Consider the following 26,586-nt stretch of genomic DNA (forward strand, 5'->3'; position numbering starts at 1 on the left):
GAGATGGTGTCCGGTCAGCGCGCAGCTTGCTCGGTCAGCGCGCGGATGCCTGCGATGCGCTCCGGAGGCAGCCAGCCCGCCAGCGTTTGCGCGTAGTCGCGTACGTCGGCGGCGCGCGGCTGTGTCGGGCGGGCGGATGGCGTGCGGCTGAACCGTGGCGCCGGCGCGGGCTGCGTGACGCCGTCGATGTCGACGAACGTCTGCCGGGCCTGCAGGTGAGGGTGGTGCGGCGCCTCGGTGAAATCGAGTACCGGGGCCACGCAGGCGTCGGTGCCTTCGAGCAGTGCGGTCCATTCGTCGCGCGTGCGCGTGAGGAAGATCGCGGCCAGCCGGTCGGTTGCATCCGGCCAATTGCGCGGGTCCAGTTGCTCGCCGAGGCTGTCGGGATCGATGCCAATGCGGGCCAGCAGATCCCGATAGAAGCGCGCCTCGATCGGCCCCACCGAGATCCAGCCGCCGCCCTTGCACGCGTAGACGTTGTAGTAGTGCGCGCCGGAGTCGAGCACGTTGGTGCCGCGCTCTGCGTTCCACATGCCGGCGGCCGACAGCCCGAAGAAGACGCTGCTCAACGCCGCCGTGCCATCGACAATCGCCGCATCGACGACCTGGCCCTTACCCGATTTGCTCGCCTCGAACAGTGCAGCGAGCACGCCAGCGACGAGGAACATGCCGCCACCCGCGAAATCGCCGAGGTAGGCCGGCGGAATCGAAGGCGGCTGCCCGCGTCGGCCGATGGCGTTCAAGGCGCCGGTGAGCGCGATGTAGTTGATATCGTGCCCCGCGCTGGACGCAAGCGGGCCCGTCTGGCCCCAGCCCGTGACCCGGCCATAGACGAGCCGCGGGTTGCGCGCGTGGCAAGCCTCGGGTCCGAGGCCGAGCCGCTCCATGACGCCGGGCCGGAAGCCCTCGATCAGCATGTCGGCCGATGCCACGAGGTCCAGCACGGCCTGCACAGCAAGTGGTTCCTTCAGGTCGAGCGCAATCGCCTTGCGCCCGCGCAGCATCAGGTCGTAGCGGCGCTCACGCTTGACGCCAAGATCGGTTTCGCCTGGCCGCTCGATGCGCAGCACCTCGGCACCCATGTCGGCCAGCATCATGCCGGCCAGCGGGCCGGGACCGATGCCGGCCATTTCGATAACCCTGACACCTGCCAGCGGGCCACGTTGCGGCGCTTGTTGTTCCGTGTGCATAGAATCTCAATTGGTCCGATGGGTTATTCAATCTGGATGGCGGCACGCTTGACGATGTCGCGCGTTCGCTCAATTTCGGCCAGCTGGAACTGGCGGAAGTGTTGGGGCCCGCCGAGATAAACCTCCCCGCCCAGGCCCGTGATGAACTTCACGCTGTCGGGCTGCTGCATGGCTTCACGTACGGCGGCGGACAGCACGTTAACGATCTGCGCGGGCACCTTGGACGGCGCAAAGACGCCGGTCCATGCCGCCACATCGAAGCCCGGCGCACCGCTTTCGGCAACGGTAGGAACCTGCGGAAGATCCTTGAGCCGCTGCGGGGCGGTCACGGCGAGCGGGCGGACACGGCCCGCGCGAATCAGCGGTAACACCGCGCTGATCTCGCCGATCGCGTAGTCGACGTGGCCAGCGGCGACGTCGGTCATGGCCGGCGCCGTGCCCTTGTAAGCGATGGGATTCGCGCGCACATGGAAGCGCTCGTTCAGCAGTTCGGTATAGATCTGGTAGGTGGGACTACCCGCCGCGTAGTTGAGTTTGCCCGGCGCGGTGCGCAGGGCGCCGATGAGCCCCCCAAGCGCCTTGTACGGCGAATTCGCCGGCACGACGACGACCATGGCAAAGCGCGCGAGGCGCTCAACGGGGGCAAAGCCGTTGACGGGATCGTAGGGCGGGTTAGTGAACAGCACGGCGTTGGTTACCATCGTCGAGTTGCTGCCGACGAAGAGCGTGTAGCCATCAGGCGCGGCGTCGGCGACGGCGCGGGCGCCGATGAAGCCGTTCCCGCCGGGGCGGTTCTCCACCACGAACGGCTGGCCCAGCTTTGCAGCGAGCTTCTGGGCAATGAAGCGCGCCGTGGAATCCGCGCCGCTGCCGGGCGGCAACGACACCACGAGCTTGACTGGCCTTGCCGGGTAATCGGGCTGCGCACCGGCCGGCAGGGCGAATAGCCCGAGCGCGGCCAGCATGAGGCGTCGCCTCACGGCGTCAGTTGCCATGTTGTCTCCTTGTTTTCGTGCCGGTAGCCCAAAAGGTTTGGCATCCGGATCGACTCGGATGTTACTGACAGCAATGCCTCTGGAAAAATACTTTCGATATGTCAGCCGATACGTCCGCTGTATCGGCGACGGCCCCATTCGGTAGCCGTCTCACTCGATAGGAGGCGGGCCTCGGCGTAGTGCAACATTGTTGCGCCAGCGGTAGCACAGGCGGCCATGGAAACTGGCGTCGCGACACGGCCCGTAGTCAATAGCGAACACGATCCGCGCTACAAAGACTTCTGACAGTCGTATTACCGGCTCATGGCTCGCAGAGGCATCAGCGAGAAAATGGCGAAGTTGGAGGTGCGGCGTCGCACACCATTGAAGGAGACCGCGCCAAAACGGGGGCAGACGACCTCTACTGAGATGCCAATGAGACACCTACAATGCGCACATGGCTTCCGATCCCGGGCCGGCGACCTCCGTCCTTCAACTTCGAATTGCTCTGCGCGGCCTGAGCCCGCCGGTTTGGCGACGCGTCCTCGTTCCCGAGCACTTGACGCTCGGGCAATTGCACCATGTCATCCAGGTAGTCATGGGCTGGGCCGACCAACATCTGCACCAGTTCAGCATTCGTGGCAGGCGTTACGGCGAAGCTCATGAGGGCGTCTTGCAGTTCTCCACCGTGGCAAACGAGCTACCGCTGACCGCGTTTCATCTCCGCGAACACGAAGGCTTCGCCTATGTGTATGACTTCAACGCGTGGTGGCGTCACGAGATACGGATGGAGCGGCGTATGTTGCGGCAACATCCTGGCCGACTTCCCCAGAGACGAACGCGGTGAGTATGAGTTCCTCGATTGGATTGAGTCGCTGCGCGAGGGTCCAATCGTGCTGGAAGACTTACGCGATGAGGTCGACCAGTGGCTGACTTGGCCGGACCGCCGCTTCGACCGCCAAATTTTCAATGATCGGTTGCGACGGCTCCAGGCGTAGACTGGTCGCCGCAGCTTCCACGGGAGGAGGGCGGCCATGCCTATCAGCTTGCAACTCGTAGTGCACGATGAGGGAGGCGAGCCAGCCACCATCACCGAAATAGCCCAGTTCGAGAGAGGCGGCCTTGATGTGGGCTCGCTGGGCCTCCATCTGGAGGAGGCGAAATCGTTGCTGGGGCGGCTGCAGCGCACGATGGTCGCGGCACAGGTTGCCGAGGCAGTTGCCCGGACCAGCGTTTGTCCCACGTGCGGGGCGCAGCTGGCTTGCAAGGGCCACCATCACTTGGTCTTCCGTAGTGCGTTCGGGCGATTGTCGATTGACAGTCCCAGGCTGTACCCCTGTCGGCGGTGCAAGGGCGACGCAGCTAGCTTTAGCCCGGTCGCCCGCTGCCTGCAACCGGTTACCTTCCTGTCGGACGGCGGAGAGACGGTACGGTTTGCACAGCTCGGCTTTGGTGACCGCGGCGAGTACGTTCTCGACTGGTTCCACATCGCTATGCGGATCCAGAACCTCGAACAGATGATCAAGGGCCGGCCGGCACACTGCGATGGCCCCAGCAATACCGCATTGATCAAGACGCTGCATGGCGCCAAGTGGCACCTGTGGCACGGCTGCCCCTATCCGGCGTTGCGCCGACTCGAAAGCCTGGGCTGGGATCTGGACGCCGAGGCCAGCCCTGAGGAGGCCAAACTCCTTGGCAAGCTCGAGGAGTTCATTGTCTACCTCGACAACAACCGGCACTTCATCGTGAACTACGGTGACTGTTATCGGCATGGGGAGCCCATTGCATCAGGTTTTGTCGAGTCAGCCGTCAACCAGGTGGTCAGCAAGCGGTTCGTCAAACGACAGCAGATGGCCTGGCGGCCGAGGCACGCGCACAACCTACTGCAAATCCGGACGGCCGTGCTCAATAACCAGCTCCGGTCTCACGTTGAACGATGGTATCCCTCCACCGCCAGGGAAGAAGACCACCGCCTTGCCGCTTAGTCAGCCCCCGTTTTGGCGCGGTCTCCTGAAGTTCATGGCGATGAAGAAAGTAGATGCGGGAGAGTGTCATCGATCGCAGTGGGTATGGGCCCTACCCGTCAGCTCTCGGGGTCATACCCAAACTCGCGGAGTTCCTGCGAGCAGCGGCAAGCTTTGGCGATCTTTGCAGCCCACAGGATGGCGGCTTCGCGCGACGGGAGCTGCAGGACACAGAAGCCGCCGTCGAACTCCTTCGTCTGGGGATAGGTTTCGTTTGTGACCGTGCCGTCTGAGGCGACCATGAGTGGTGCGACATCCTCGTTGATACCACCACCGAACACGTACACGCCTGCAGCCTTCGCCTCGCGCATGACCTCGTGCGCAGCTTCGCCCACTGCGGCAAAGTCCTCGGCGGGGACTTCCATCGCCCTTCCAGGAAAGGAGATAAGGTATTTCGTCATCGTTCGGTCCTTCGGTTGAGGTCGGTGCTATTTGTGAGGCCTAACGTGTTATGGGGCGATGTGTAACGCGCCCTAATACGGATGATGCGCTCTAACACTTGCAGATTCCGAGCATGTAAGCCGTTGATCTTGCATCGTCTTTGCTCTCATTGGCTGTATTTTCATCCAGCATTAAATTTGCTGTGTTTTAGCGCTGCCGTTACAACTGGCCAGCGGCTGTGTGATCTTGCCATGAGGGTCATCAGATGTCGTCATATGTTTTGCCTTTTGCTCCTTTGTGTACGCGTGTGTCGCCGCACATCTGCTGCAAAGTGGCAGCGACATCCGCACGGTGCAGGAGCTGCTGGGCCATGCGGACGTGGCCACGACGACGATCTACGCCCACGTGATGCGGATGGGCGGCTTGGCGGTGTGCAGCCCGATGGACCGACTGCTATCGGGGCGCGAGGCGGCTACGTGATTGACCGCTTCTGGCCGGCTTCTGCCGTTGCACTCCAAGTTGTTCGTCGCAAGGCATGGGTGTGAGAAGAGCGTGAGCCGGCGGCGCGGCGATAAGGTCCGATAACGGGCGCTTATGGCGAGTTGCCGAGCACCCGGAAACGTTGTTACTGCAACTACGAGCCTAACGGACGCCGAAGACAAGGTAGCTCAGACTAAACGTCGCCATCAGGAACCGCATGACCTTGGTCCCGCAAGGCCTTCGTCCAGCGCTTGATGCGTGCACGCAGTCGTCCCTGTGCAGCTTTTTCTATTGGCATGTCGTCGACGCGGCTGATCGCTGTGCGCGGCAAAACATAGCCGTATTGGATTAGGGCCATACAAAAGACGCGGTCCTTATCGCGATCCGCTACCGCCTTCGCCATAAAGAGGTCAACGACGTCCAAGCAATAGCCAACCCGTCCATTCGTGCCCGCCGTCTGAATGCGTTGCAAGCGGCTTTGCCATCCGGCAGGGAGGCACGCAGTCTCAGGCCCGACGCCCTGCGCATAGTAACCGTACGTCTCGTGAAAGCGTGAGCCTTCTCCGATGGCGGCATCAATCGCATCTGCCTTGTCGACAGCATTGAGCGGGTAGATGTCGGCCTCCGCGGACATCGTGAAGACCGCCGGAGGGTTGGGGATCGGCCCTAGGATCGATTGGCTGCCGACGACAACGAACTCGTATTCGTTCGTGATGTCGGCCGCAGCCCGAATGATGTGTTCCAAATCTTCCCGGTTCATTCCTGATCCCCGAGGACAACACCTTTCTTCAACGCCTGGATTTGTGCAAGCACGTCCTGCCGAACGGCATCAGGTAGAACCGTCGGCAAGGGAGAGGCCTGGCGAAGCTCTTGAGCACGTCGAGTTCGGCCAAGCACTTTGCGCCACGACCGGTTCGCAAGAATCGTTTCCCACTCGGACCAAAGAGAATCAGACCGTGAATCTCCCTGCGAGCGCCATCGCTTCAGCACCTCTTGGGCCCGACCCAGTAGCGCAGGGTCCTCATGAATCATGCGGATCGCCTCCTTGTGGAGCGCCATGCTCTGCAAGTCCTGAGCTTGATGGCGGCTGGGATCCGTCGTCACCATAACCTGCACCTGCGGTCTGGTACGCTTGGAAGAAGCGGCTGCTGAATTCGCCGGTGGCGGCTGGAACGTGTCGCTGACTAACAGTGCGAGGTCACCGGCCACACCGAGGACCGACATGACGCGAAGGTAAGTGCCCATCGTCGGCGCGGGGTCACCTGCCTCGACGGCAGAGAGGGTCGTCCGGGAGATGCCAACGCGCTTGGCCATCTCGACCGTGCTGATGTTCTGGGCCTTCCGCAGGCGCTTGATGCGGTCGCCGAGTTGCAGCAACAAGTGACGTTCTAGGACTGAGGTAGTGTCAGTGAAGGCTGGCATATGTTCAGTATTCTAGTCAAAATCTTAAAAATAGACTAGTTTGCTGAACATATTCGCTTCATCGCCAGTTCGGTGTTGTTTGAACGGGAAGCTGGCAAGCTTCACACGGCCTAGGCCGGCAAACCGCCGCTCTGGCGCGAACGGCCCACGCGAGCACGCGTTTGGCCCGCGCCCAACGAGCCTCGCTTTGCCGATATGCCGCCGGCGTCCATGCTGGCGGACGAGCACTAGCAATCGTGCTTGGGCCAGATGCTCGCCCCCATGAACAAACCTGGTATCGTGGACGTCAAGACATCAAAATCGTCCGGGCATCACGGCGAATAAATCGTCGCTTCCCGCGTCGCGGCAACTGGAGGCGGGCATGCGCGGCGTTAGCGTCCAGAATATCGCCTGCTGTGCCACTTGGGAGCCTATCCAAGCGAGACCTTGTCTACGCACTGCGTAGACAAATGAGGCGAACTCCTTCGCGTCCTGAAGTCTCAGCCAGCGAGTCCTCCGGCAGTTGCGCCTGATTGATTTGCCTCGATCCCCCAGAAGCGCCAGCCGTCGGACGCTGCCCAGTTTATACATAACACCCGTAGAGCGAAATTTTGCTGGTTGCTGGGGATGTTATGTCTGATGCGTAGGGCGCAGATGTCTGTCGGCCCACTCGGACCTCAGCCGACGGTCGATCGCTTTTTGAGGCATGCTCATCAGGCTTGGTGCGGTGTTACACCAGGCGCTCTACGGCGAAACCGAGGGTTGGCCGGGATTCGCAAATATCTGAAGCTTAAGATATTTTCGATTACCCACACCGGCAGATTAGGCGAAGCGACGGCCAGGGAGCTGTCTGGAGCACGGAAACCTCGGCCGTTGCGGTGCGCATAATCAGAGGGTTTCGAGGAACGCCATGACCTTGTCGGTTGCGTGAAAACGCGGCGTACGCTGCCCGGCAGGCTGCAGGCGACCTAGCGCTTCTTCCTTGTGCGCAAGATTAGACTCCATGTAGATGTGCGTCGTATCGATGCTTTCATGGCCCAGCCATGCCCGCGTCAAGCGGCGCCCGGATGGCTTGGCCCCCATCGTCTCAGCGTTTCCAGACTATCGGCGCGGTGGCCGAGCAGGCCGTTACCTTGCCGAACCAGTTCCTGCTGGTGCTCAGCTTGATGCGGTGGTCATCCACTGACTCGATCTGCCGGTGCCGTCGGTCGGCCAGGCTGTTGGCCACATTGATGGCGGCTGTTTTACAATCGGTCGCCGCGGTACTGGGCAGCATCGTGAATCGCTGGTAACGGTAGTTGACCATGAGCGTGAAGCCGTCCGGCACGTATTCCACCGTGTACTCCGTCGACATATCGTACGTGGACATCTGGCGGCCGGAGTAGGGCGGCGCTGTGGTAGTGCAAGCAGCAGACACCAGGCAGGCCATCACCGCCGGGATCTTCAGGTATTTCACAGGCGATCTCCATTCGTGCCCATGGGACGGGGTACGTCTCGGCTTGCGGGACGTGTCTCGGGCGGGATGGTACCAAAGATGGGCGGTGGAGAATTTTCGCATGTGGGCCCAGCTACCCATCCAATCGTGGAGGCAAGCGCCATCGCATGGCATTTTGCCTACGTGCACAAGCTGGAGCACCGCCCGGCCGATCGTATGTTGAATTTTCTTCTACGAGAAGGTGTGCAACCCAATCAACCGCTCACCTTCCTGTCGGACGGAGGGAATACCGTACGGTTTGCACAGCTCGGCTGTGGTGACCGCAGTGAGTAAGTCCTCGATTGGTTCCACATCGCCATGCGGGTACAGAACCTCGAACAGATATCAAGGGCCGGCTGGCGCACTGTGACGGCCCGAGCAACAGGGCAATGATCAAAACGCTGCATGGCGCCAAGTGGCACCCCTGGCACGGCTGCCCCTATCCAGCGTTACGTTGACTAGAAAGCCTGGGCTGGGATCTGGAAGCCGAGGCCAGTCCCGAGGAGGCCAAGCTCCTCGGCAAACTCGAGGAGTTCATCGTCTACCTGGATAACAACCGGCACTTCATCGTGAACTACGGTGACCGCTATCGGCATGGGGAACCCATTGCATCAGGGTTCATCGAGTCAGCCGTCAACCAGGTGGTGAGCGAGAGGTTCGTCAAACGGCAACGGATGGCCTGGCGGCCTCTGCACGCGCGCAACCTGCTACAAATCCGGACGGCAGTGCTCAACGACCAGCTCCGGTCGTGTGTTGAACGATGGTATCCCTCCATCGCCGGAGAAGAAGACCACCGCATTGCCGCTTAGTCAGGCCCCGGTTTGGCGCGGTCTCCTTTTAGGCCGCCGTCAGCCTGGGATGAATCGCGCATGGTTTGTCCGTCGGTTCTTTGCCGCGCGGGATTCAAGGTTGGCCCGACGGGATCGCTGAACTAGACTGGACAGCACATTGCGTCGGCTTCGCCACGGCACCGTTGTGACGCATGATGACAAACATCCTGTGCAGCGATCCCGTGGAAGTCCGGATCGGCAAGCGCGTCGTGGTCGAGTTCCACGATGTCACGGAGACAATCACGCTGCCGAAGTTCCGAATGTTGTGCTGAGCGCCGGCGCAAGGCGGGCGGCGGTACCGGGGCAGTTTATTCGCGTTTCCGTCCTCAGCGTTCCTGCCCCTGGCGCAGAAAAGGTGCCACGGTACAGGCCACGAGCAGCAGGACGGCCATGATGACCAGACCGTTGCGCGTGCTGCCGGTCGCCTGCTCGATGATGCCCATCACCGACGGCCCGATGAAGCCACCCACCAGCCCGCAGGTATTGATCAGCGCCAGCCCGCCAGCCAGCGCCACGCCCGTCAGGCGTGACGACGGGAACAGGAAGACGATCGACTGCACCACGAAGAACATCAGCGCGGTCAGCGAGAAGCCGACCAGCGCCATCACCGGGCCCGCGAAGGCGGCGATCAGCAGGCCGGTTGCCATCACGACCAGGCCCAGGCACAGCAGGCGGCGTCCGCGCTGCGGGGTGTTGGCATGGCGGGGCAGCAAGGCGGCGCCAATGGCGGCGGCAATCCACGGCAGGGAGTTGAGCATCCCGATTTCCACGGGGGTGAGCTTGCCGTACGTGCCAATGATGCCCGGCAGGAAGAAGATCACCGTGTAGATGGCGATCTGGTGGCAGAAGTAGATGAAGATCGCCAGCCAGACCTGCGGATCACGCATGGCGCCCAGGAACGAGTGGTTGCCTTTGCCAGCGCTGCCGTCGGCGGCTTCCGCGGCGAGGCGGCGGCGGACTTCCTGCGCCTGGGCCGGCGTCAGCCACGGTGCGCTGTCCGGGCCGTCAGGCAGCTTCTTCCAGACCACCGCGGCAAGGAAGACGGCCGGCAGGCCTTCCAGCACGAACATCCATTGCCAGCCCTTGAAGCCCCAGACCCCATCCATGCCTAGCAGGGCGCCGCCCAGCGGGCCGCTTACGATATTGGCGATGCAGACGCCGAGCAGGAAGTAGCCCACCGCCCGCGCGCGATCCTCGCGGCCGAACCAGTACGTGAGATAAAGCATCACGCCGGGGAACAGGCCCGCCTCGGCCGCGCCGAGCAGCATGCGCATGATGTAGAACGACGTCTCGCCCTGGACAAAGGCCATCGCCGCGGACAGCAGGCCCCACGTCACCATGATTCGCGTGATCCAGAAGCGCGCGCCGACCCGATGCATGATCAGGTTGCTCGGGACTTCCAGCAATGCATAGCTGAGGAAGAACAGGCCCGCGCCCAGGCCATAGGCGGCGGCCGAAATGTTCAGGTCGACAGCGATATGGGTCTTGGCGAGTGCGATGTTCGTCCGATCGAGGAAGCTGATCACATACGACAGGACCAGCAAGGGCATGAGCTTGCGGAACAGTAGCCCGGTAAGCGAGCGGTCTGTCGGCGCGGCCAATGATGGCGCGCTCGAGGCGGGTACGGTCTGCATGAAACTGGTCTCCATTGGGCAAATACGGCGCCGCGCCCTGCGGGGCCGCGCGCTCGCCGTTCTGCCTGGTTGCGTGTCTTCGGTATTGGGCGGCGGGGGCCGGGCCGCGTCGGCCCCGCCCGGTCAGAACGCGGTGCCTGCCGCGCCCTTGAGGTCGAGGATGTCGCGGGCTTCGTCCGGCGTGGCCACGTCGATATTCAGGGCTTCGAGCACGGTCCGGATGCGCGTGACCTGCTCGGCGCTCGACGCCGCCAGCTGGCCCGGGCCGATCCAGAGCGAATCCTCAAGGCCGACACGTACGTTCGCCCCCATCGCCGCGCCGATGGTCGCCAGCGGAATCTGGTTCCGGCCAGCGCCGAGGATCGACCAGCGGAACTGGTCGCCAAACAGGCGCTGTGCGGTGCGGTGCATATGCATCAGGTCCTCGGGATCGGGGCCAATGCCGCCCAGGATACCGAACACGGACTGGATGAACACGGGACCCTTGACCAGGCCGCGGTCGAGGAAGTGCCGCAGATTGTATAGGTGGCTGATGTCATAGCACTCGAACTCGAAGCGCGTGCCGTTGGCGTTGCCGATGCGCAGGATGTTCTCGATGTCCTGGTAGGTGTTCTTGAAAATCAGGTTGCGGCTGTTCTCAAGGTGCTCGCGCTCCCAGTCGTGGCGCAAGTCCTTGAAGCGGTCGAGCATCGGGAACAGGCCGAAGTTCATCGAGCCCATGTTAAGCGAGGCCAGCTCCGGCTTGAAGGTCGTGGCCGGCAGCATACGCTCCTCTACCGTCATGTGCGGGCTGCCGCCGGTGGTGATATTGATCACCGCGTTGGTCTCGGCGCTGATCCTGGCGAGGAAAGGGCGGAACAGCTCCGGGTCCTGCGAAGGGCGCCCATCCTTCGGGTCGCGGGCGTGCAGGTGCAGGATGGCGGCGCCCGCACGCGCGGCGTCGATGGCGGCTTGCGCGATCTCGTCGGCGGTCACCGGCAGGTGCGGCGACATGCTCGGCGTGTGGATGGCGCCGGTCGGCGCGCAGGTGATGATGGCTTTGGCTCGCTTGGCCATGGTGGGTCCTTTGTCTGGCTTTGTCTGGCGTTGTCGGGAATTTTCGGGCTGCGGAGATCCGCCGGCCCGGAAAGAGAAGGGTGGCTTAGCTAAGGGCCTGGGTCAGGCCATCCACGACCATTTCCTGGCCGTGCACGTTGGCTGCCTGGTCGCAGCAGAGGAACCGCACCATGTTGGCGATATCCCGCATCGTCGCCATGCGGCCCAGTGCCGCCTGCGACGTGTAGTCGCGCGTCACTTCCTCAAGCGGCTTGCCGAGCGACTCGGCCTTCGCAGCAATGACGGCGCGGATACGCGGACCGTCGACCGCACCGGGCAACACGGTGTTGACGCGGATGCCATCCGGACCCAGTTCGAGCGCCAGCGACTTGGTAAAGCCCACCACGGCCCATTTCGACGCGGAGTAGGCCGAGCGGCCCGGCATGCCGAGATGCCCCGCCGCGGAGGACAGGTTGACGATCGACGGCGACCGCCCCTTGCGCAGGCGCGGCACCGCGGCGCGGGCGCAAAGGAATTGGCCGGTGATGTTGACGGCGAGCGTGCGCTCCCAGTCGGCCAGCGTCAGCGTTTCGACGCCGCCCGTCGGGCCGGCAACTCCGGCATTGTTGACGAGGACGTCAAGCCCACCGAATCCGGCATCGATGGCCTGGAACAGCGCCCCGACGTCGTCTTCCTTGGATACATCGGCGCGGAGCGCAACCACGCCGGGCAGCTCCGCAGCAACGCGCTCCAGGCTGGTGCCCGACACATCACAAACCGCAACGCGGGCGCCGCCTTCCACGAAGCCGCGTGTGATCTCCAGGCCAATTCCATCCGCTCCCGCGGTCACCAACACGCGTTTGCCGACGAGCGATTCATCCTTCCACATGACTCCAGTCTCCTTACAACAGGCGAACGCCCGTCTTCGGAGGCAAGATTAAAACTGTGATCACAGATCGCATATAGCGGATAACCCTATGTGCTATCCTTCGCGGCATGACCCTGAACGAACTTGTGACGCCCATCACCCGCCAGACGCTTAGCCGTGACGTCTACACGCAACTGCGGGAACTGTTGATTTCCGGCCAGATGATGCCGGGGGAGCAGATTTCGCTGCGCAATATCGCTGCGGCCCTGGGCGTGAGCGTGATGCCGGTGCGTGAAGCGGTCCACCGGCTGGTTGCCGAGCAGGCTCTCGAACTGACGCCAAACCGTGCGCTACGGGTGCCAAGGATGAGCGTCAGCCAATTCGAGGAAATCACCAAGATCCGGATCCAGCTGGAGGGTTTGGCCACCGCAACCGCGGCCGAGCGCATCAGCGATGAGGAACTGGAAAGGGTGCAGGCACTGCGCAGCCGGTTCGCAGAGGAGATGTCGAAGCCCAGGCCGGACGGTGCCGATGTCATCGCCGCGAACCAGGCGTTTCACTTTGCCGTCTACGCGGCGGCTCGGATGCCGATCCTGCTGCAGATGATCGAGTCGCAGTGGCTGCGCATTGGCCCGATCCTCAACCACGACCTGCGCTCAGGATCGCGCCGCGTGGAAGAGCGCGTCGCGGTCAAGCATCACGACAACCTGGTCGAAGCCCTGTGCCGGCACGACAGTGCTGCTGCCTGCGCGGCGCTGCGCGGCGATATCGAAAGCGCGGCGGCCTATATCGTCTCGGCCGGTGTGCTGGTCAATGCGGACAGCGTCGAGGCTGCTGCGGCCATGCTCGCGCCTGTGCAACGGGCAGCGAAGGCAAGGGTCAGGACAGCTTCGTAGTCGTTGTAAGCAGGGAAGGCGGGGTTGGAGCCGCGCGATCTTTCTCGCATCTATGCTCGAACATAACGCCCGTTCTAGCACCAATACAGGCCAGGGCAGTGTGGACTCGCCCCACCTGTGCGCAAGCTCCAACCTGAGTCCGTCCTTGAACCTCATCCCGGCAGTGCGACAGACCGACTACGACGCTGTTGTGGCATCCTTGCATTTTGCATAATAAAAAGCAGGGTAGGGGTCAACATGTACAAGAGCTTGCCGCTCGTCGCGACCGCCGCGGCCGCCTTAATCTACTACAAAACTCACGCGCCTCTGGAAAATGCCGTTGCTCACGCCGAGCCACAGCCGATCGAGATTTCAGCGGTGGCCTCGACGCCGGAAGGGGTATTCCGCTGCGAGGGCAAACAGCACTGCAGTCAGATGGCTTCCTGCGCGGAAGCCCGCTTCTACCTAAAGAATTGCCCAGCGGTGAAAATGGATGGGGATGGTGACGGAATTCCATGTGAGACGCCGTCTCTCCAATGTATGTTTTGACGCGCCGATAAGGTAGTCATCTACGCGATGCTGTTCACGCCTGCGTGGTGACATTTCTCACGAAGACGCGGGGCAGGAAAGCCCATGCGGCAAGCGGCGAGCCATCTGGGCTGCTATGCGGCCGTCGCTTCCGACCCGGAACCGCCGTTCGGACTCGGGCCACCACAAGGGCCGCTTCCGAAGTACAGGCGGCTCTCGCCCCGTCGAGCGGGGCAGGGGCCGGTTCGCGCATCTCGACCCAAGTCAGCCCCACTATGGAGGGGTGCTTCCAGCTTGTCCCAGCGCTTAGCATCGCGCTCAAACAATAAGCGCAGGAGGGTCAAGTGAAAGCGATGCTAGGGTTGGTGTTCCTTTTCGCCATTGCCATCGTTCTCCTGTCGGTACTGAAGTCAGCAGCGGCAGGCGGGAGTTCCTCCAGGGATTTTCGATTTGCTCGCAGATCTCCATTCTTGCGGCAGGATGAGATACAGCTCTACGAACGGCTGACAGCCGAGCTCGAAGACACGTACGTCTTTCCCCAGGTCGCAATGTCCGCGTTTGTACAGCACAGGGGAAAGTCACAAGGCGCCAGGAATCTGTTCGCTCAGAAGTATGTCGACTACCTCGTCTGCGAGCGCAAGACGATGCGACCGCTCTATGTCATCGAGCTTGACGGCGCCTCGCACGGTAGCGCAAAAGCACAGAAGCGCGATAAGCAAAAGAATGACGTTCTCGCGTCGGCCGGTATTCCGATCATGCGCTACACGTCCAAGGACGTGGATTTGAAGACAATCCTCAGCGACTACTTCAGTGTTGTCCCGCCGCGGCCCGCCGAAGGAGTTGGTCCGTCAGCGCCAGACAACGAACGAAAGCTGCGGGCCGTGCGGGCACCCGTGGCCTGAAGCTGAACCATGCTGAGATATCTGACGATCGCGATGTTCGCCATGGCCACGAATGCCGCGGGCCAGACCATCTATCAATGTCGGAGCGCCGCGGGACATGTCACGTTGCAGGATGCCCCCTGCCAGCACGACGCAAAGACTGAGGTGGTGAGGAAATCCATCGGCCAACGAAACGCAGAGTATCGTGCCGAGCCGTCTTCGTTCTTCGACCCGAAGGGGCAGGAGCGGCTCGCATCGAGCATCATGTGCCCGTCGCTGCGCCAGTCATACCGGGCTGCGGTTACCCACTCCGAGCGAGCAATGCTCACCCATAATTCGGTGCAGATCCAGCAAGCATCAGAGGCTGTACAGCGAGCCGGTGCGCAAATATCCAGGTATCGGTGCGAGTAACAATACGCCGAAGCGAGCGTAAGATTCGCCATAGCCATCCTACGATGGCTCTCGCTCCACGGTGGACGATGACCGAGACCGACCCTCTCCGGACCCTTGGTCGAATTTTTCGAACGTCTCTACCCAGTTCAAAAGCGGCGGCTCCTGTCGGTACCGGCCATATTCACCAAGAATAATCCTGCTGCGGACATTTCCGGACGGATGCATCGGCACCGCCAGGTTGTCTGCCGAGCTCGTCGTCGTTCTCTACCGAGCCACACGTACAGCTTCTGCATGGAAGCGCACAAGCAAATGTTTGATGAGAACCCCGCGAGCTATCTCGCCGGATAAAAAAACGCCAACCCGTATGGGTTGGCGTTTTGCTTGGGGTATTACTGGTATCAGAACTGGTTCATGGTGTTGTCTTTACCCGCCGCTTTCAGGGCCGCTTCGCCGCTGAAATACTCCTTGTGGTCGTCGCCGATGTCCGAGCCGGACATGTTCTGGTGCTTGACGCAGGCGATGCCCTGACGGATTTCCTTACGCTGCACGCCAGCCACATAACCCAGCATGCCCTGGTCGCCGAAGTATTCCTTGGCCAGGTTGTCGGTCGACAGTGCGGCAGTGTGGTAGGTCGGCAGCGTAATCAGGTGGTGGAAGATACCTGCTTCGCGCGACGCGTCGGCCTGGAAGGTCCGGATCTTTTCGTCGGCGAGCATCGCCAGTTCGGTCTGATCGTATTCCACGCTCATCAGCTGGGTGCGCTCATATGCCGACACATCCTTGCCCGCGGCCTTCATCGCGTCATACGCCTGCTGGCGGAAGTTCAGGGTCCAGTTGAACGACGGGCTGTTGTTGTACACCAGCTTGGCGTTCGGGATGACTTTGCGAATCTCGCTGACCATGCCGCCGATTTGGGCGATTTGCGGTTTTTCGGTTTCGATCCACAGCAGGTCAGCGCCGTTTTGCAGTGCCGTGATGCAATCCAGTACGCAGCGCGCTTCGCCCGTCCCGGCGCGGAACTGGAACAGGTTGCTAGGCAGGCGCTTAGGACGCAGCAGCTTGCCGTCGCGCTTGATGATGACGTCACCATTGCCCAGTTCGTCGGTCGACAATTCGTCGCAATCCAGGAAGGAATTGTATTGGTCGCCCAAGTCGCCTGGCGTGTTGGTCACGGCGATCTGCTTGGTCAGGCCGGCACCCAGCGAGTCGGTACGGGCCACGATGATGCCGTCGTCCACGCCCAGTTCCAGGAAGGCGTAGCGGATGGCGCGGATCTTGGCCAGGAAGTCCTCGTGCGGCACCGTGACCTTGCCGTCCTGGTGGCCGCACTGCTTCTCGTCGGACACCTGGTTTTCGATCTGAATGCAACATGCGCCCGCTTCGATAAACTGCTTGGCCAGCAGGTAGGTTGCTTCGGCGTTGCCGAAACCCGCGTCGATGTCCGCGATAATGGGCACGACGTGGGTGACGTGGTTGTCGATTTTTTCCTGGATGGCGGCCTTGGCAGGGCCTTCGGCAGCGTCCAGCTCGCGGAACAGACCGCCCAGTTCACGGGCGTCGGCCTGGCGCAGGAAGGTGTACAGCTCGCGGATCAGCGCGCTGACGGAGGTTTTTTCGTGCATCGACTGGTCCGGCAGCGGGCCGAACTCGGAGCGCAGCGCGGCCACCATCCAGCCGGACAGGTAAAGGTAGCGACGGTCGGTGCTGTTGAAGTGCTTCTTGATGGAGATCATCTTCTGCTGGCCGATGAAGCCGTGCCAGCAGCCCAGCGACTGGGTGTACTTCGACGAGTCGGCATCGTAGGCGGCCATGTCGGCGCGCATGATCTTGGCGGTGTACTTGGCGATGTCCAGGCCCGTTTTGAACTTGTTCTGGGCACGCATGCGGGCGGCATACTCGGGATTGATGGCATTCCACGCGCTGCCGTGGTTCTCTTTCAAACCAGCAACTGCCTTGATGTCGTCTTGATACTGGGCCATGCGAATTTCCTAAGAATAAAGCGCGTTTGAAAAAATAGTTGAGTGTGCCGACGGATGTCGAAGCAAGCAGCGTGGCCTCATTGTAGGGTCTTTTTGATGCGTCGCGGCCATGTCTTATATAAGACATAAGAGTTGATTTTTCTTTATTTTTCAATGAGATAGATAGTAAATTTTGCGATGTGGAACACTTTTTCAACAAACGAAAAATAGCGCCGGGGGAAATATGGGGTGAATTCCGCAATGTGAAACGCGCTTTCAGTTGTCGGAGGCAGGGCAAGCACGGATGGCTCGAGCACCGAAGCTGGGGGGACTGTGTAGACGTCTGTTCCGACGAACAGTGTCATGAGCCGGCGCAGAAACATGTGGCTGTCTTCGCGTCCGCTTCGATCATTCGATCACGAGCGATTGTCGTCGGAAACTGGCCGACAGCCGACGATGAAGCGCGCAGTAGTCATCCTTGTACTGCATGGTACATTTTGGGCTGCGAAACCCATTTCCCGTAGAACTCGAAGGATGCCGAAAGTCAAAGCGTCGCCGGTCGACCGCTCGTCTAGCGAGCAAGCCATTCAATTGCTGGATGCGGCAACTGCTCATGTCCTGGAGAACGGACTGGGCGACCTGTCGTTGCGAAACGTGGCGGATGCACTGGGTACCAGTCACCGGATGCTCATTTACTACTTTGGATCCGCCGACGGCTTTTGGCAGGCGTTGCTGTTTCGCGTACGACATGCCGAACAGCAGGCGCGGGAGCGACTGCATGTAGAGGGCGTGGACGCAGAAGCGACCATGGCGGCTGCATGGGACCGCTATTCCGCGCCGAGTTACCTGCCCATCATGCAGTTGCTGTTCGAGATCTACGGAAGAGCTATCAGGGATCGCAAACGCTTCAGCGGCTTCCTCGATGATGTCATTGGCAGTTGGACCTCAGTGATCGCCGAGCGATTGCAGCAAAGCATGAACGTCAGCGCTGACGAAGCACGACTGTTTGCGCGGGTGGAAGTCGCGACGATACGTGGGCTGCTGCTCGACCTGATCACGACGGGGGACCGCAAGGGCACCACTGCTGCGCTCAAGTACTTCGCCAGCAAGATGGCCGCGCCCGGCAAGGCAAGGAAGGGGGGCGGATAGTCTCCTGCTGTCCCGCAGTCCTCCGAACCCGCACACTCCATCCGCGGCGCTCGCTCGCCAATGTCCGGGGCCGCCGGGCATCGCGTCACCCACTGACCGCCCGCGCTTCGCGGTTGCGTCCGTCTTCACATATCCCACACCCCACTGTCTTCGCGCTTTCGAGTAAACCCCTATTTCTCACTATCGTGTACCACATGGTACATTTTCGGAAATCGTCGCTATCGGTGGCGGCGACGAGATCTATCAGGATGCGAGATGAACCTGCAAAAGCTATGGGAATGGACAGCGGGCGCAGTGGCGGCGATGGCGCTGTCGAGTGGCGCCTGCGCACAACCCTTTCCGACGAAACCCATCCGGCTGGTGGTGCCGCAGGCGGGTGGGACAGGCAACGATGTGCTGGCACGCGCATTGGCCGAGAAGCTCGGGCAGGCGTGGAAGCAGCCCGTGGTTGTGGAGAACAAGCCTGGCGCCAACGGCACGCTGGCTATCTCTTACGTGCTGGGGCAGGCGGCTGATGGCTACACACTGTTCTTTGCCGGCGTATCCAACCTCAGCTTCAATCCGTACCTCTATCCGAAGCTGCCATACTCGCCGACCAGGGACTTGACCGGCGTCGCTATGCTCGCCAATTCCCCGTTCGTCTTCGTCGCTGCACCATCGCTGCACGTGCAGACGTTTCAGGACTTTGTGCGCATGGCCAAGGCACATCCTGGCGAGATCAGCTTCGCCTCGGGGGGAATCGGAAACTCCACGCATCTGGCCATGGAACTGGTTGCGGAGCGAGCCGGCATCAAGATGCAGCACGTACCGTTCAACGGTACGGGTGGTTCGACGAGCCTGATGAATGGACAAACGCCTGTGATGATGAACGTCGTGGCCGGCGTGCAACCGTTCATTGCGGGCAAGAAGCTGCTGCCGCTGGCGGTCACGGGTGACCGACGGCTGGCCGCACTGCCCACGGTCCCAACATTCAAGGAGCTGGGCTACGACGTCGAGGTGCCAGGCTGGTACGCGATCGTGGCCCGTGCGGGCACGCCGCCGCGCGTAATCCAGAAGATCAACACGGACATCAACCATGTCCTCGACAATCCCCAGTTCAAGGAAAAGCTGGGCTTCCAGTTCCTGGATGCCATCAAGGGACCGCCTTCGGAAGTAGAGCGCTACATGAAGCGCGATGCAGACGCCTGGGGGCCCGTGATTCGCCGCCTCAACATCTCTCTCTAGACCACGCCATGCCTCATCTGACGAAAGCTGTACACGATTACCGCCTGTCGGCCATGCGACGACTGATGGACCGGTTGCGGGTGGATGCGCTAGTGTTCGGCACCCCGGACTTCTTTCAATACGCGACCAACTTCCAGCTCGATGTGTGGCCATGGGAGCGGCCCGTGTTCGTTGTGGTGCCGCGCGACGGCGACACCTTTGCGGTGATGAACGAGCTCTCCACCAACCACATGCGGTTCGCAACAGAGAAGGGCACGGTTTGGCTCGCGGATGTCACCTACTACGCTGAACACCTGCGCGTGGCCGACCGCCTTGCATTGCCATCGCAATTGCCGGAAGTCGTCGCGACCTTGTTGAGCCAGAGAGGTCTTGCGATGTCCCGCATTGCCGTTGATGTCCAGCACCCCATTCTTGCCGGGGCACAGCGTTACCTTCCCGAGATGACGCTGCGCCCGTCACTTGCCGAGATGCGGAGCCTCCGGTGGGTCAAGCACAGCGAGGAGCTGCAGAACATGCGGGCCCTGGCTCGTCTGACCGACTGGGTCCAGGACCGGTACAAGGAGAATATCCGTCCCGGCCGCTTGGTTCAGGAACTCGATCACGCCATGGCTGCGCTCATGGTGGAAGAGGCTGCCAGGCGGTTTCCCGGCGAGGACTTCGAGATCCTGAAGTGCTGGACACTTACGGGGCCTGCTTCGGCGTCGCCGCATGGCGATGGCGCGTCTTGTGGCTCCCGCATTGCGAAGGGCGATACGATCGTCAACCTGGTGCTGCCCAGGCTGAATGGACTCTATGTCGAAAACGAACGCACGTGGTTCTGCGGCCAGCCCACTGACGAGCAGGCGAAGTTCTACCGCGTGGCGGCGGAGGCCACGGACGCTGCCGTTGCCGCTGCAGTGGTCGGTCGACGCGTCTGCGATATGGACGCCGCCGCACAGGCTGTGATCGAAGCAGCGGGGTGCGGCCAGTTCGTGTTCCACAGGACAGGTCACGCAGTCGGCCTGATGCTGCATGAGTATCCAGAAGACATGGCGTTCAACACGCGCGAACTATTGGCCGGAGAAGTCTACTCATCGGAACCGGGGCTGTATGTATACGGCCTCGGCGGATTTCGTCTAGACGACACTGTCATCGTGGGCGACGAACCTGAGGTCATCGTCCAGACACCGAAGACTTTGTCGTACGCGACGGTTGGGTAATGCACCGCTTTTGTCGTGGTTTGGAGGCCGCAACGTCACTAAGGGGTCGGCCGCTTCCGACCCTTTATAGAGTCGTTCGCGCACGGCTCAGCGTGCGACCGCAGTTTGGGCCAAAGCAGTCGCTCGCAGCGCCCCCCCTGCCCCACCGTTCAGGCAGGGGGGTGCCTTCTTGCTGCGCCTGCGCTAGCGACTGGCATGTAGGCATGCATGAGATATGCGTGACCTCGACGGGGTGATCGAATTCGTCGGCCACCATCGCGAGGACGACAACAAGCTCGAGTCTGCGCGCGGGGAGGTGCGGCTGTACCCCTCTGTCAGGCGCACTGCGCCGAGGGCAACTGACTGCGTAGCGCATCCATCCGCGCGTAGAAGTCGTCCACCTGCCGCTGTGCGGTGCGCCGCATCGTTTCGTTGCGCGCCCCCAGGATGGCCGCGTCTTCCTGCGCCCCGGCCTCGCCGACTTTACGCGAGGTGTCCTGCACAAACGTGCATAGGGGATAGCGTGCCTCACCGAAGGCTCGCAGCGTGGCCTCCACGTTGACGTCGCGGGACAGCATCTCCGCCAGCAGCACGGCATCTTCGAGTGCCATCGCGCCGCCTTGTCCCATGAAGGGTGTTGACGCGTGCGCAGCGTCACCGATCATGATCACACGGCCACGGTGCCAGGGCAGCGGGGCAGCGACCTCCTCCACGGCGGTGTAGAGCACTTCGGCGTCGGCAGAGAGCGCGTCCAGGAACTGGCGCGCCGGGCCGCCGAACTCCGCAAAACGGGCTTGCATCAGCGCCGGCCAATCGGTCCGCTCATACCATTGCCGGGCGGGCTCAGGCAGCGTGCCGAACAAGTACAGTTGGTCATCACTGATCGGCATGATGCCGAGCCGCTTGCCGGTACCCATCATCATGATTTTGCGGTGAGGTTCTTCGGTCGCCTGTGCACGCTGCGCCAGACGCCGAGTCCGGTATAGACCGGTTCCAGCGGGCCTGCGACCAGGCGGCGGATCTCCGAGCGAATGCCGTCCGCCCCGACCACAAGATCGTATTGGCCCGAGGTGCCATCGGAGAGTGCAACGGTGACGTGCTCTGCCGTTTTCTGGTCGATCCGGACGGCAGTGGTGCCCAAGCGGATATCGACGCGCAGCGCATCGAGTCGGCTAGCGAGGATGCGATGCATTTCGGCCCGGCGAATACCGACAATCGGCGCAATGTCCGGATGACGGGACGGATAGAAAGTATCGGTGATCGGTTCGCCGCGCTCGTCCAGGTAGATATTCCGGCCATCGGCAATGGCAAAGCCACTCGACACGATCTCCGGCAGCACCCCGAGGCTGCCGAGCGCCGCAAGTCCGTTGTGATAGATAAAGATGCCGGAACTTTGGAATCGCCATTCCTGCTGCTTCTCTAGCATCGTCACCCGCACACCAGCCTGTGCCAGTGCAATGGCCGCCGCACAGCCAGCAATGCCACCTCCCACGATCAGCGCGTGTTCTACCTGCTTCATGCCCATGTCTCCTTGTTTGCCAGCGAGGGCGATTGAGCGGAATTATTGGGCGGTGGCCATGCCGTGCTCAACCTCCGGAACGCCGGATTCGGGCACCGATCGTCCGGATCGGCAGCGTGTGGCCGCGCGGAGGCATCAGGGCGCCGATGCGTCGCGCTGATATTGGGTGGGCGATACGCCAATCCAGCGATGGAACGCGCGTGAGAATGCCTTCTCGGATGCATAGCCCGTCGCTTCGGCGACCTCGGCGATCCGTACGCGCGGCTGGCGCAGCCGTTCGGCGGCCAGGTTCATGCGAAATGCACTCAGGTACTGCATCGGCGGCACGCCCAGCAGCGCACAAAAGCGCTCGGCGAACACCGTGCGCGACAGGTATGCCACGGCGGCGAGCTGGGCGATGCTCCAGTCCTGTTGCGGCGCCTCGTGCATGGCCGCAACCGCACGCGCAATGCCGGGGTCGTCGAGGACGTTCGGCGTGCCCTGGCGCGCGGCGGCGGGCGTGCGCAGATACTCGCCCAGGATATGCACGAGCAGCAGGTCGCCCATGCGTGCCGCGGACAACTGCCAGCCCGGACGCTGGGACAGCGAGTCCTGCACCAGCAGTTCCATCGTGTTTGCCAGCGTGTGCGCCAGCGGAAGCTCGTCGGCACGCAGCACGATCAGCGGTGGCAATTCCGCTGGGATAGCGCCCACGTCAAGCGCGGGCATCCACAGGTGAAGGGAGAACAGTTGCGTGGGTGGGGCGTCCACACTGCCCGTGCCGTCTGCGCCATATGTCAGTTCGATCGGATGGTCGCCATGGCGGCCGATCATGTGCGCCTTCAGCAGATCGGCGAAGGGCACGACGCCCTCACCGGGGTCCCGTGTCGATGACACCGTATGCGGCGTGCCGCGCGGCAGCATGACGATATCGCGCGGACCAATCTCGACAGGCGTGCCGCCATCGGTGCAGATCCAGTACCCGGGCCCGGTACACATACGGATCAGCGCGCCCTCGGTGCCGGCCGAGTGCAACGCCCACGGTGCGTGGAGCCGGAAACTTGCCGTCACGGCGCGTTCGGCCTTGCATGCGGAAAGGATGCGGCTCAGGACGTCATGCGGTCCGGGATTCATCGTCGGGAGAATGGGGCGCGAGGGATGTGGGATTCTAGCTCAGCGTCTTCGATGGCCTACTTCGGTCATTGGCGCGATGAAGGTCAAACGGCAGCAAGTGGCCGGTCTCGGACGGATGCCCGCCGCGAAACTGCGGCGGTCCCAGATCGACCCGTTGCAGCCATACAACTTGTCATGACCTCGGAGGCCAGTTTCTGGTTGAGCGGCCGTTCGCTGAGCGATCGCGCTTGGCACAAGCGATTCCGTTGCGGCCACGCTGGTGGTGTTCGGGGCAAGTTGCCAATGCGCAATCCCGCGCGAGCGCCCGGACAGGGGCAAGAGAGGGATTCTATTGCCTGGCGCAAGGTTTGTTCGCCAATAGCTGAAGTGCTTCTCCACTGGCACCACTGGCCGACCCTGCTTCGCTTCTATACTGAGATTACGACAGTGCGAGACTCGCGCTCGACGGTGGTGCACGCCAATAGCGGGAATCGAGACCTTGATCCTGGCCAATCCCACGTGAGCCAGCCCGGCACCACCCGCCCGGCGTGGATGTCCTCGTAGGTTCACATTTGCCTCGATTCGGGCAAGGAGATTTTCAATGGCCAACGCTCAAGGACAACTCGTCTTCACCCTGAACCATCTGATCGAAGTCGGCAAGGACGGCGAACTCACTTGCATGACCGGCGCCCGTGAAGTGTACGACGCCGAAATGCGCAGCATCCTGACCGGCACCGCCGAAACCTGCCGCAATTCGGTGACCGAATTGCAGGCCCTGATCAGCTCCCTGGGCGCGGTGCCGCGCGACCGTGGCTCCATGGCCGGCACGATGCATCGCGGCTGGATGGAGGTGATGCACATCATCGCGCCGCACAACGATGACGCGGTGCTACAGTTGTGCGAGCGCGAGGAAGAGGCCGCCAGGCGCGAGTACCGCTCGGCGCTGACGAAAGACATGCCAGAGGAAATCCGCTCGGTGCTCCTGCGTCAGTACGAGGGCATGCAGAAGTATCACGAACGCATCCACGCCATGCGTGGCATGCAGATTCACTGACACGCTGAATCACGCCTGATTGACCCGATCGCACCAGGCGGGCCGGAAGCCGACAAGCTGCCGGCCTTTTTATTTCGACGCCGAAGCTTGCGCCGCCTTAAGTAACGCGCCTGGAAGGCGACACGGTGAACTCGGGACTGCCTGGCTGCGACGACCGCCATTACCTTGGGTAGACGTCAGGCGGCCCGGCGAACCTCCGCCGCCACCCCGGCCAGCATGAGGTCGAGGTTCTGCACTGCCGCCCCCGAAGCACCCTTGCCGAGGTTGTCGAACACCGCTGCCAACAGCACCTGCCCGTGCTCGCGGTTGGCGAACACGCCCAGGCGCAGGTCGTTGGTGCCGTTCAGTGCCTGCGGGTCGAGGTGAGTGGCAGCGGCCGATTCGGCGAGCGGCATCACCTCGACATGGCGGGCGTCGGCGTAGTGGTCGAGCAGGCAGGCGTGCAGCCTGCCGACGTCCGTGCCGGATGCCAGCAGGTCCAACTCCAGCGCCACCGTCAGTACGATACCTTGCCGGAACGCGCCGTAGGCCGGCACGAAGGCGGGGCGCCGTGCCAGGCCCGCGTGCTGCTGGATTTCAGGCGTGTGCTTGTGCGCCAGGCCCAGGCCATAGACCTGGAAGGGCAGGGCCCAGGTGGCCTCCGGTCCCTCGTAGGTATCAACTGCGGTGCGGCCGCCACCCGAATAGCCCGACACCGCGTGGATGGCGATGGGGTAGTCGTGCGGCAGCAGGCCGGCCCCCACCAAGGGGCGCAGCAGGCCGATCGCCCCGGTGGGATAGCAGCCCGGATTGCTGACGCGCAGCGCGCCCGCGATGCGCTGCGCCTGGCCGGCGGCCATCTCCGGAAAGCCATAGGTCCAGCCGGGCTGCGTGCGGTGTGCCGAACTTGCGTCGATCACACGCACCGCAGGGTTGACGATGGACGTCACCGCCTCGCGTGCGGCGGAGTCCGGCAGGCACAGGATGGCGATGTCGCAGCCGTTGATGGCGTCGGCGCGGGCGCGCGCATCCTTGCGCTGGCCGGCGGGCAGCGTCAGTAGGCGCAGATCGTCGCGTCCGCGGAGGCGTTCGTGGATCTGCAAGCCGGTGGTGCCCTGGTCGCCGTCGATGAAAACAAGAGGGTAGCGCATGGGATGGATCCTCGGAAGTGGCGTGAAAGTGGCGGCCCCGACCGGTGCAGCATCAGCTCTGCGTTGGTGCGGCCGGTACACGAAGCGCCATCTTGCGCCACCGGATAGAATCGAAAAAGTTGAATATCATGACGATGAAATTCACATTTCCTGAACGATATCCTCGTCAGCAGATACGCCCTTAACCGGAGTGCCGCCCCATGCGCGAGATCAGCCTGGACCGCCTGCGTACCCTCGTCGCCATCGCCGATCTGGGTTCCTTCGCCGAACCTGCGCGCGCGTTGCACTTGGCTCCGCCCACCGTCAGCCTTCACATTGTCGAGCTGGAAGCCCGCGTCGGTGCGCCACTGCTGACGCGTAAGCGCGGCGAGGTGCGTCCGTCGTCCATTGGCGAGACACTGGTCGATCGCGCACGCCGCCTGCTGGCCGATGCCGACCTTGCGCTGGACGACGTGCAGCGTCAGGTGCAGGGGTTGACCGGCCGCGTGCGCCTCGGCGCCTCGACCGGGGCCATCGCCCACCTGCTGCCGCAGGCGCTGGCCATGCTGGCGGAGCGGCATCCCGACATCGACGTGCAGGTGGCCGTGCTCACCTCGCAGGAGACGCTGGCGCGGCTGGCCGCCGGCACGCTGGAGGTCGGTCTGGTGGCACTGCCACAGGCGCGCGTGGCGGGGCTGACCATCCGCCCTTGGCGGCGCGATCCGGTACGGGCTTTCCTGCCAGCGAGTTGGCCCTGCCCGGCGCGCATCACGCCGGCCTGGCTGGCAACGCGCCCGCTAATCCTGAATGACGGCACCACGCGCCTGTCGCGCCTGACCGCCGAGTGGTTCGCCAGCGGTGGCCACAGGCCGGCGCCGCGTATTCAGCTCAAATTACAACGACGCCATCAAGAGCCTGGTGGCGGCCGGCTATGGCGCGGCCCTGCTGCCACACGAGGTCACCACGCCGGCACCGGATGCGCGCGTAGTGATGCGGCCGCTGCGGCCGGCGTTGTGGCGGCGACTGGGGTTGGCGCACAGCGGGGAACGGGTAGAACGTGCCACGGAATACGTACTGGAGGCCCTGTGGGCGCTGCGGGCGGGGTAGCGCCGTTGCCACACGTCGACCGGCGGCTGTGCGAGGCGCCCAGACCGGACCTTCCAGGGCGTTGCCCGGGGGGCATCGTCCGCGCGGCCTGCGTTGCCAGCCATTGGCCTGCGCTATCGGTGCTGCGCCGCCGAGGGTAGGCGTGCAGCCAGCCTGGCAAACTGCGCCGCTCCAGAACGTTGCGCCCGAGCGAAAGTAAGCCGCGGTCGCTGATGGGCGGGCGCGCGG

General features: G+C 62.7%; 27 protein-coding genes and 2 pseudogenes. 13 read left to right on the top strand and 16 right to left on the bottom strand.

Annotated elements, in window-relative coordinates:
* Positions 1-14 precede the first annotated feature (14 nt).
* Entirely contained in the window at positions 15-1,190 is a 1,176-nt protein-coding gene (locus K307_RS34585; protein ID WP_051975294.1) for a CaiB/BaiF CoA transferase family protein, read from the bottom strand.
* 23 nt (positions 1,191-1,213) lie between these two features.
* Positions 1,214-2,155: a Bug family tripartite tricarboxylate transporter substrate binding protein gene (locus K307_RS34590; RefSeq protein WP_230626257.1), complete on the bottom strand. Its 942-nt coding sequence runs from the start codon at positions 2,153-2,155 to the stop codon at positions 1,214-1,216.
* A 466-nt stretch (positions 2,156-2,621) separates the two neighbouring features.
* Here K307_RS34590 and K307_RS46805 point away from each other — a divergent pair, with 466 nt between their 5' ends.
* Positions 2,622-3,011, top strand: a complete 390-nt coding sequence (locus K307_RS46805) for a plasmid pRiA4b ORF-3 family protein (RefSeq protein ID WP_080745319.1) — start codon at positions 2,622-2,624, stop codon at positions 3,009-3,011.
* Positions 3,012-3,198: 187 nt separating this feature from the next.
* Positions 3,199-4,149 (top strand): hypothetical protein, encoded by a 951-nt coding sequence (locus K307_RS44900; RefSeq protein WP_042885538.1) that lies wholly within the window; start codon positions 3,199-3,201, stop codon positions 4,147-4,149.
* 98 nt (positions 4,150-4,247) lie between these two features.
* Here K307_RS44900 and K307_RS34610 read toward each other — a convergent pair whose 3' ends face one another.
* The gene (locus K307_RS34610; protein ID WP_080744864.1) at positions 4,248-4,553 is read right to left on the bottom strand and encodes a YciI family protein; all 306 of its coding nucleotides are present in this window, start codon (positions 4,551-4,553) and stop codon (positions 4,248-4,250) included.
* 313 nt (positions 4,554-4,866) lie between these two features.
* On the opposite strand from K307_RS34610, the gene K307_RS34615 reads away from it, so the two are divergent.
* Positions 4,867-5,049, top strand: a complete 183-nt coding sequence (locus K307_RS34615; protein WP_042885540.1) for a tyrosine-type recombinase/integrase — start codon at positions 4,867-4,869, stop codon at positions 5,047-5,049.
* 193 nt (positions 5,050-5,242) lie between these two features.
* Here the strand turns inward: K307_RS34615 and K307_RS34620 are convergent, their stop codons facing one another.
* From K307_RS34620 to K307_RS34635, 4 genes are all read right to left on the bottom strand, one after another.
* Positions 5,243-5,809, bottom strand: coding sequence for a DUF6036 family nucleotidyltransferase (locus K307_RS34620; protein ID WP_042885542.1), 567 nt, complete (start codon positions 5,807-5,809; stop codon positions 5,243-5,245).
* Positions 5,806-6,471: a helix-turn-helix transcriptional regulator gene (locus K307_RS34625; RefSeq protein WP_042885543.1), complete on the bottom strand. Its 666-nt coding sequence runs from the start codon at positions 6,469-6,471 to the stop codon at positions 5,806-5,808. The genes K307_RS34620 and K307_RS34625 overlap by 4 nt, the downstream gene beginning before the upstream one ends.
* An 867-nt stretch (positions 6,472-7,338) precedes the next feature.
* Entirely contained in the window at positions 7,339-7,533 is a 195-nt protein-coding gene (locus K307_RS34630) for a hypothetical protein (RefSeq protein WP_042885545.1), read from the bottom strand.
* A gap of 4 nt (positions 7,534-7,537) precedes the next feature.
* The gene (locus K307_RS34635; protein WP_042885548.1) at positions 7,538-7,906 is read right to left on the bottom strand and encodes a hypothetical protein; all 369 of its coding nucleotides are present in this window, start codon (positions 7,904-7,906) and stop codon (positions 7,538-7,540) included.
* Positions 7,907-8,059: 153 nt separating this feature from the next.
* Here K307_RS34635 and K307_RS50020 point away from each other — a divergent pair.
* Positions 8,060-8,733: pseudogene (locus tag K307_RS50020) on the top strand (ISKra4 family transposase); the annotation flags it as partial.
* Between the two features lie 347 nt (positions 8,734-9,080).
* Here the strand turns inward: K307_RS50020 and K307_RS34640 are convergent.
* The 3 genes from K307_RS34640 to K307_RS34650 form a co-directional block, all read right to left on the bottom strand.
* Positions 9,081-10,388 (bottom strand): MFS transporter, encoded by a 1,308-nt coding sequence (locus tag K307_RS34640; protein WP_042885549.1) that lies wholly within the window; start codon positions 10,386-10,388, stop codon positions 9,081-9,083.
* Between the two features lie 123 nt (positions 10,389-10,511).
* Positions 10,512-11,444, bottom strand: coding sequence for a 3-keto-5-aminohexanoate cleavage protein (locus K307_RS34645; protein WP_042885551.1), 933 nt, complete (start codon positions 11,442-11,444; stop codon positions 10,512-10,514).
* A gap of 85 nt (positions 11,445-11,529) precedes the next feature.
* Entirely contained in the window at positions 11,530-12,312 is a 783-nt protein-coding gene (locus K307_RS34650; protein WP_042885553.1) for an SDR family oxidoreductase, read from the bottom strand.
* A 107-nt stretch (positions 12,313-12,419) separates the two neighbouring features.
* On the opposite strand from K307_RS34650, the gene K307_RS34655 reads away from it, so the two are divergent.
* The 4 genes from K307_RS34655 to K307_RS34670 all read left to right on the top strand — a co-directional run bounded on the left by K307_RS34655 (position 12,420) and on the right by K307_RS34670 (position 14,986).
* A complete protein-coding gene (locus K307_RS34655; RefSeq protein WP_230626259.1) occupies positions 12,420-13,187 on the top strand; it encodes a GntR family transcriptional regulator in 768 nt (255 codons plus the stop codon).
* A 237-nt stretch (positions 13,188-13,424) separates the two neighbouring features.
* Complete coding sequence (locus K307_RS34660) at positions 13,425-13,715, top strand: excalibur calcium-binding domain-containing protein (protein WP_042885555.1); 291 nt, start codon at positions 13,425-13,427, stop codon at positions 13,713-13,715.
* Positions 13,716-14,047: 332 nt separating this feature from the next.
* Positions 14,048-14,596 (top strand): DUF2726 domain-containing protein, encoded by a 549-nt coding sequence (locus tag K307_RS34665; protein WP_042885557.1) that lies wholly within the window; start codon positions 14,048-14,050, stop codon positions 14,594-14,596.
* Positions 14,597-14,605: 9 nt separating this feature from the next.
* On the top strand, positions 14,606-14,986 hold the full coding sequence (locus K307_RS34670; protein ID WP_042885558.1) for a DUF4124 domain-containing protein: 381 nt from the start codon (positions 14,606-14,608) through the stop codon (positions 14,984-14,986).
* 380 nt (positions 14,987-15,366) lie between these two features.
* Here the strand turns inward: K307_RS34670 and K307_RS34675 are convergent, their stop codons facing one another.
* On the bottom strand, positions 15,367-16,947 hold the full coding sequence (locus tag K307_RS34675) for an isocitrate lyase (RefSeq protein ID WP_042885560.1): 1,581 nt from the start codon (positions 16,945-16,947) through the stop codon (positions 15,367-15,369).
* Positions 16,948-17,090: 143 nt separating this feature from the next.
* Positions 17,091-17,291, bottom strand: coding sequence for a hypothetical protein (locus K307_RS48155; protein WP_155301320.1), 201 nt, complete (start codon positions 17,289-17,291; stop codon positions 17,091-17,093).
* A gap of 169 nt (positions 17,292-17,460) precedes the next feature.
* On the opposite strand from K307_RS48155, the gene K307_RS34680 reads away from it, so the two are divergent.
* From K307_RS34680 to K307_RS34690, 3 genes are all read left to right on the top strand, one after another.
* A complete protein-coding gene (locus tag K307_RS34680; RefSeq protein WP_042885561.1) occupies positions 17,461-18,075 on the top strand; it encodes a TetR/AcrR family transcriptional regulator in 615 nt (204 codons plus the stop codon).
* Positions 18,076-18,378: 303 nt separating this feature from the next.
* Entirely contained in the window at positions 18,379-19,299 is a 921-nt protein-coding gene (locus tag K307_RS34685; protein WP_230626383.1) for a Bug family tripartite tricarboxylate transporter substrate binding protein, read from the top strand.
* Positions 19,300-19,307: 8 nt separating this feature from the next.
* Positions 19,308-20,498, top strand: coding sequence for a M24 family metallopeptidase (locus tag K307_RS34690; protein ID WP_042885565.1), 1,191 nt, complete (start codon positions 19,308-19,310; stop codon positions 20,496-20,498).
* A 314-nt stretch (positions 20,499-20,812) separates the two neighbouring features.
* On the opposite strand, the gene K307_RS50465 is transcribed toward K307_RS34690, so the two are convergent.
* From K307_RS50465 to K307_RS34700, 3 genes are all read right to left on the bottom strand, one after another.
* Positions 20,813-21,397, bottom strand: a complete 585-nt coding sequence (locus K307_RS50465) for an FAD-dependent monooxygenase (protein ID WP_268989236.1) — start codon at positions 21,395-21,397, stop codon at positions 20,813-20,815.
* Positions 21,397-21,996, bottom strand: coding sequence for an FAD-dependent oxidoreductase (locus tag K307_RS50470; protein ID WP_268989237.1), 600 nt, complete (start codon positions 21,994-21,996; stop codon positions 21,397-21,399). Before K307_RS50470 ends, K307_RS50465 begins: the two co-directional genes overlap by 1 nt.
* A 135-nt stretch (positions 21,997-22,131) precedes the next feature.
* The gene (locus tag K307_RS34700; RefSeq protein WP_042885568.1) at positions 22,132-23,109 is read right to left on the bottom strand and encodes an AraC family transcriptional regulator; all 978 of its coding nucleotides are present in this window, start codon (positions 23,107-23,109) and stop codon (positions 22,132-22,134) included.
* A gap of 580 nt (positions 23,110-23,689) precedes the next feature.
* Between K307_RS34700 and K307_RS34705 the strand changes: the two genes are divergently transcribed.
* Positions 23,690-24,142 (top strand): PA2169 family four-helix-bundle protein, encoded by a 453-nt coding sequence (locus tag K307_RS34705; RefSeq protein WP_042885571.1) that lies wholly within the window; start codon positions 23,690-23,692, stop codon positions 24,140-24,142.
* Between the two features lie 176 nt (positions 24,143-24,318).
* Here the strand turns inward: K307_RS34705 and argC are convergent, their stop codons facing one another.
* Positions 24,319-25,272, bottom strand: coding sequence for an N-acetyl-gamma-glutamyl-phosphate reductase (gene argC, locus K307_RS34710; RefSeq protein ID WP_042885572.1), 954 nt, complete (start codon positions 25,270-25,272; stop codon positions 24,319-24,321).
* A gap of 200 nt (positions 25,273-25,472) precedes the next feature.
* Here argC and K307_RS34715 point away from each other — a divergent pair.
* Positions 25,473-26,358 (top strand): annotated as a pseudogene (locus tag K307_RS34715) (LysR family transcriptional regulator).
* Positions 26,359-26,586 lie beyond the last annotated feature (228 nt).

It is taken from the genome of Cupriavidus necator A5-1 (assembly GCF_000744095.1).
Classification (GTDB): Bacteria; Pseudomonadota; Gammaproteobacteria; order Burkholderiales; family Burkholderiaceae; genus Cupriavidus; species Cupriavidus necator_A.

Coding starts and splice junctions, on each gene's coding strand:
- K307_RS34640 (WP_042885549.1), bottom strand. CDS start 10,388: ATGCAGACCGTACCCGCCTCGAGCGCGCCATCATTGGCCGCGCCGACA.
- K307_RS34645 (WP_042885551.1), bottom strand. CDS start 11,444: ATGGCCAAGCGAGCCAAAGCCATCATCACCTGCGCGCCGACCGGCGCC.
- K307_RS34620 (WP_042885542.1), bottom strand. CDS start 5,809: ATGAACCGGGAAGATTTGGAACACATCATTCGGGCTGCGGCCGACATC.
- K307_RS34665 (WP_042885557.1), top strand. CDS start 14,048: ATGCTAGGGTTGGTGTTCCTTTTCGCCATTGCCATCGTTCTCCTGTCG.
- K307_RS34690 (WP_042885565.1), top strand. CDS start 19,308: ATGCCTCATCTGACGAAAGCTGTACACGATTACCGCCTGTCGGCCATG.
- K307_RS34650 (WP_042885553.1), bottom strand. CDS start 12,312: ATGTGGAAGGATGAATCGCTCGTCGGCAAACGCGTGTTGGTGACCGCG.
- K307_RS34590 (WP_230626257.1), bottom strand. CDS start 2,155: ATGCTGGCCGCGCTCGGGCTATTCGCCCTGCCGGCCGGTGCGCAGCCC.
- K307_RS50470 (WP_268989237.1), bottom strand. CDS start 21,996: ATGAAGCAGGTAGAACACGCGCTGATCGTGGGAGGTGGCATTGCTGGC.
- K307_RS48155 (WP_155301320.1), bottom strand. CDS start 17,291: ATGACACTGTTCGTCGGAACAGACGTCTACACAGTCCCCCCAGCTTCG.
- K307_RS34630 (WP_042885545.1), bottom strand. CDS start 7,533: ATGGGGGCCAAGCCATCCGGGCGCCGCTTGACGCGGGCATGGCTGGGC.
- K307_RS34705 (WP_042885571.1), top strand. CDS start 23,690: ATGGCCAACGCTCAAGGACAACTCGTCTTCACCCTGAACCATCTGATC.
- K307_RS34700 (WP_042885568.1), bottom strand. CDS start 23,109: ATGAATCCCGGACCGCATGACGTCCTGAGCCGCATCCTTTCCGCATGC.
- K307_RS34610 (WP_080744864.1), bottom strand. CDS start 4,553: ATGGAAGTCCCCGCCGAGGACTTTGCCGCAGTGGGCGAAGCTGCGCAC.
- K307_RS34670 (WP_042885558.1), top strand. CDS start 14,606: ATGCTGAGATATCTGACGATCGCGATGTTCGCCATGGCCACGAATGCC.
- K307_RS34655 (WP_230626259.1), top strand. CDS start 12,420: ATGACCCTGAACGAACTTGTGACGCCCATCACCCGCCAGACGCTTAGC.
- K307_RS34675 (WP_042885560.1), bottom strand. CDS start 16,947: ATGGCCCAGTATCAAGACGACATCAAGGCAGTTGCTGGTTTGAAAGAG.
- K307_RS46805 (WP_080745319.1), top strand. CDS start 2,622: ATGGCTTCCGATCCCGGGCCGGCGACCTCCGTCCTTCAACTTCGAATT.
- K307_RS50465 (WP_268989236.1), bottom strand. CDS start 21,397: ATGATGGGTACCGGCAAGCGGCTCGGCATCATGCCGATCAGTGATGAC.
- K307_RS44900 (WP_042885538.1), top strand. CDS start 3,199: ATGCCTATCAGCTTGCAACTCGTAGTGCACGATGAGGGAGGCGAGCCA.
- K307_RS34625 (WP_042885543.1), bottom strand. CDS start 6,471: ATGCCAGCCTTCACTGACACTACCTCAGTCCTAGAACGTCACTTGTTG.
- K307_RS34585 (WP_051975294.1), bottom strand. CDS start 1,190: ATGCACACGGAACAACAAGCGCCGCAACGTGGCCCGCTGGCAGGTGTC.
- argC (WP_042885572.1), bottom strand. CDS start 25,272: ATGCGCTACCCTCTTGTTTTCATCGACGGCGACCAGGGCACCACCGGC.
- K307_RS34680 (WP_042885561.1), top strand. CDS start 17,461: ATGCCGAAAGTCAAAGCGTCGCCGGTCGACCGCTCGTCTAGCGAGCAA.
- K307_RS34685 (WP_230626383.1), top strand. CDS start 18,379: ATGGCGCTGTCGAGTGGCGCCTGCGCACAACCCTTTCCGACGAAACCC.
- K307_RS34660 (WP_042885555.1), top strand. CDS start 13,425: ATGTACAAGAGCTTGCCGCTCGTCGCGACCGCCGCGGCCGCCTTAATC.